The sequence below is a fragment of the Hyphomonas sp. genome (assembly GCF_037969335.1).
Classification (GTDB): Bacteria; Pseudomonadota; Alphaproteobacteria; order Caulobacterales; family Hyphomonadaceae; genus Hyphomonas.
On record NZ_JBBKXE010000082.1, the window covers coordinates 1 to 3,170 of the forward strand.

Here is a 3,170-nt window from a genome sequence, read left to right on the forward strand (position 1 = left end):
ACACGGCGGCCCGCTTCCTCAACATGCATGCCGCTGCCGGTGTGCCTGCGGAAAACATGTCCGTCGCCCTCGTCGTCCACGGCCCGGCAGCCTCCGACCTGCTGACCGATGCCAAGCTCGGCCACGCCAATCCCAGCGCGCCCCTGATCGCTGAACTCATTGCAGCAGGCGCCAGCATCCAGCTCTGCGGCCAGACGGCTGCCGCCCGCGACTTTGCGCCGGAAGACCTGCTGCCCGGCGTGACCGTCTCGCTGTCGGCCATGACCGCCCATGCCCTGCTCCAGCAGGACGGTTACACGCTCAATCCCTTCTGAGGCGAATGTTGGCCGCTGTGGTATTGCGGCCTGAAACGTGCAATGAGCAGCCAAACCGCGCGCCCGCCCGATTGCGGACGGCGCGCTGCGCATGGATTCTCCGCGCACGCCCTTGAAAGACAAATGCTACATGACTGATATGCCCCTCGTTCCTCCGGCCCTTGCCGAGGCGCTCGCCACACGCGGCTATGAGACCCTCACGCAAGTGCAATCGGCAGTGATTGCACCGGAACTGGCGGGGAAAGACCTGCTCGTTTCCGCCCAGACTGGCTCCGGCAAGACCGTCGCCTTCGGCCTCGCCATGGCCGCCGACCTGCTCGGCACCGAGTCCAAGTTCGCCAATGCCGACGCGCCGCTCGCCCTGATCGTTGCCCCAACGCGGGAACTGGCCCAGCAGGTCGCCCGCGAACTCCAATGGCTTTACGCCTCCACCGGCGCCCGCCTGGCCACCTGTGTCGGCGGCATGGACATGCGCGAAGAGCGCAAGGCGCTGGCTCGCGGTGCCCATATCGTCATCGGCACACCGGGACGCCTGGCAGACCATATCAAGCGCGGATCGCTCGTCACCTCAGACATGCGCGCCGTCGTTCTCGATGAAGCCGACGAGATGCTCGACATGGGCTTCCGCGACGAACTGGAACTCATTCTCCAGGGCACGCCGGAAACGCGCCGCACCCTGCTCTTCTCCGCTACGGTGCCCAAGGGCATCGCCGCCCTCGCCGGTCGCTACCAGCGCAATGCTGTTCGCGTCATGACCGAGGCCGAGAAATCCCAGCACGTCGACATCGAATACAAGGCCCTGCTCGTGGCCCCCGGCGACGAAGAGAACGCCATCGTCAATATCGTGCGCCATTCCGACAGCGAGAGCGCGCTGGTCTTCTGTACGACCCGCGCCGCCGTCAACAAGCTGATGAGCCGCATGGGCAATCGCGGCTTCCCCGTGGTCGCCCTGTCGGGTGAACTCAGCCAGAAAGAGCGGACCAACGCCCTGCAATCCCTGCGCGATGGCCGTGCCCGCGTCTGTATCGCCACCGACGTCGCCGCCCGTGGCCTCGACCTGCAGAATCTCGGCCTGGTCATCCATGCCGACCTGCCGCGCGATCCGCAGACCCTGCTGCACCGTTCGGGCCGTACAGGCCGCGCCGGCCGCAAGGGCGTCAGCGCCCTTCTGGTCGCGCCCAAGGGCCGCCGCCGCGTCGAGCGCCTCCTGCGCGACGCCAAGATCGACGCGACCTGGGGCAAGCCGCCCACGGCCGAGGAAATCAACGCCCTCGACGACGCCCGCCTGCTCGCCGATCCGGCGCTCAGCCGCCCGGTCCACGAGAGCGAAGCCGACATGATCGCCAACCTGCTCGAAACGCACGGCGCCGATCAGGTCGCTGCTGCCTTCCTGCGCAAGAACCGCGAAGGTCGCTCGGCCCCTGAAGACCTGCGCGACGTCGATGACCGCGCCCCTGCACCCCGCAAGGACCGCGACGACTGGACCGACCGCAATGACAGCGGCCCGCGCGAGCGTCGCCCGCATGTCGAGCGCAAGGGCTTCGTGAACGCCGCCTGGGACTCCCTGAACATCGGCCGCAAGAAAAACGCCGAAGCCCGCTGGCTGCTGCCGATGCTGTGCAAGGCTGGCGGCCTCAGCCGCGAGGATATCGGCGCGATCCGCATCAACCCGTCCTCGACCCATGTCGAACTGACCAAGGAAGCCGCCGAGCGCTTCTTCGCGACGCTCGGTGAAGGTGCCTCGCTCGAGAAGGGCATTCGCGCCTTCCCGCTGGACGGCGCGCCGGCCCCCGAAGCCCGGGAGGCCCGCGACGATCGTCCCCCGCGCGGCCCGCGTGCCCCGCATGTCAAACCGCACCTGAAGCGCGCCAAGGATGGCCAGGGCGGCAACTGGAACCCGGATGCCAAGAACCAGGGCAATCCCGGGAAGCCGAAATGGGAAAAGCCCGCCACGGCAGAACCCTCGCTCGGCGACTACATCCAGTATGACAGCCCGAAAGACAAAAAGCCCTTCAAAGGCAAGCCGAAACCGGGCGGCGCAGCCTCCGGCGGCAAGCCTCCTTTCAAGGGCAAGCCAGCCGCCGGAAAAGGCGCAAAGCCGGCAAAACCGTTCAAGAAAAAGCCGAAGCCGGACTGACCGTTTCGTCTGCCCTCCAATGCAGCAAAAACACCCCTCACAAGCCCCTGTTTTCATTGCGGAAAACAGGGGCTTTTTTGTGCTGCTAAATACCCCCCGATTCATTTCCCTTATGGGCCGAAACCCCCTATAAATACGGGGAAATCTGACGAATCGACAAGGATGCCGGAATGGCTGAAGAAATCATGGGTGAATCCCCCGAATATGGCGCTGACAGCATCAAGGTCCTGAAGGGCCTCGAAGCGGTCCGAAAGCGCCCTGGCATGTACATTGGTGACACCGATGACGGTTCGGGCCTGCACCACATGATCTACGAAGTCGTCGACAACGCGATTGATGAGGCCCTTGCCGGCCATTCCGACCGCGTCACCGTCACGCTCCTGCCCGATGGCAGCGCCGAGATCACCGATAATGGCCGCGGCATCCCCGTCGGCAAGCATACTGGCGAAGGCGTCTCTGCCGCCGAAGTCATCATGACCCAGCTGCATGCGGGCGGTAAGTTCGACCAGAACTCCTACAAGGTTTCCGGCGGCCTTCACGGCGTCGGCGTGTCCGTCGTCAACGCCCTGTCCGACTGGCTGGAACTGACCATCCACCGCGAAGGCAACGAACACTGGGTCCGCTTCATTGATGGCGGACGCGTCGAGGCGCCTCTCATCACGCGCGGCCCCTCGCCGATGACCGACACGGGCAAGCCCTATACCGGCACCGCCGTGCGC

Annotated in this window: 3 protein-coding genes; all 3 read left to right on the forward strand. The window is 65.6% G+C overall.

Translation table 11 applies throughout. The features are described 5' to 3' along the window. A partial coding sequence (locus tag AADA04_RS06685; protein WP_340692475.1) for a DsrE family protein occupies positions 1 to 314 on the forward strand: 314 nt, incomplete at its 5' end. Positions 315 to 444: 130 nt separating this feature from the next. Further along, complete coding sequence (locus AADA04_RS06690; RefSeq protein ID WP_340692476.1) at positions 445 to 2,451, forward strand: DEAD/DEAH box helicase; 2,007 nt, start codon at positions 445 to 447, stop codon at positions 2,449 to 2,451. A gap of 170 nt (positions 2,452 to 2,621) precedes the next feature. Then, a partial coding sequence (locus AADA04_RS06695; RefSeq protein ID WP_340692477.1) for an ATP-binding protein occupies positions 2,622 to 3,170 on the forward strand: 549 nt, incomplete at its 3' end.

Excerpts from the sequence above, each read along its gene's own strand:
- AADA04_RS06690 (WP_340692476.1), top strand. The coding sequence starts at position 445 with ATGACTGATATGCCCCTCGTTCCTCCGGCCCTTGCCGAGGCGCTCGCC.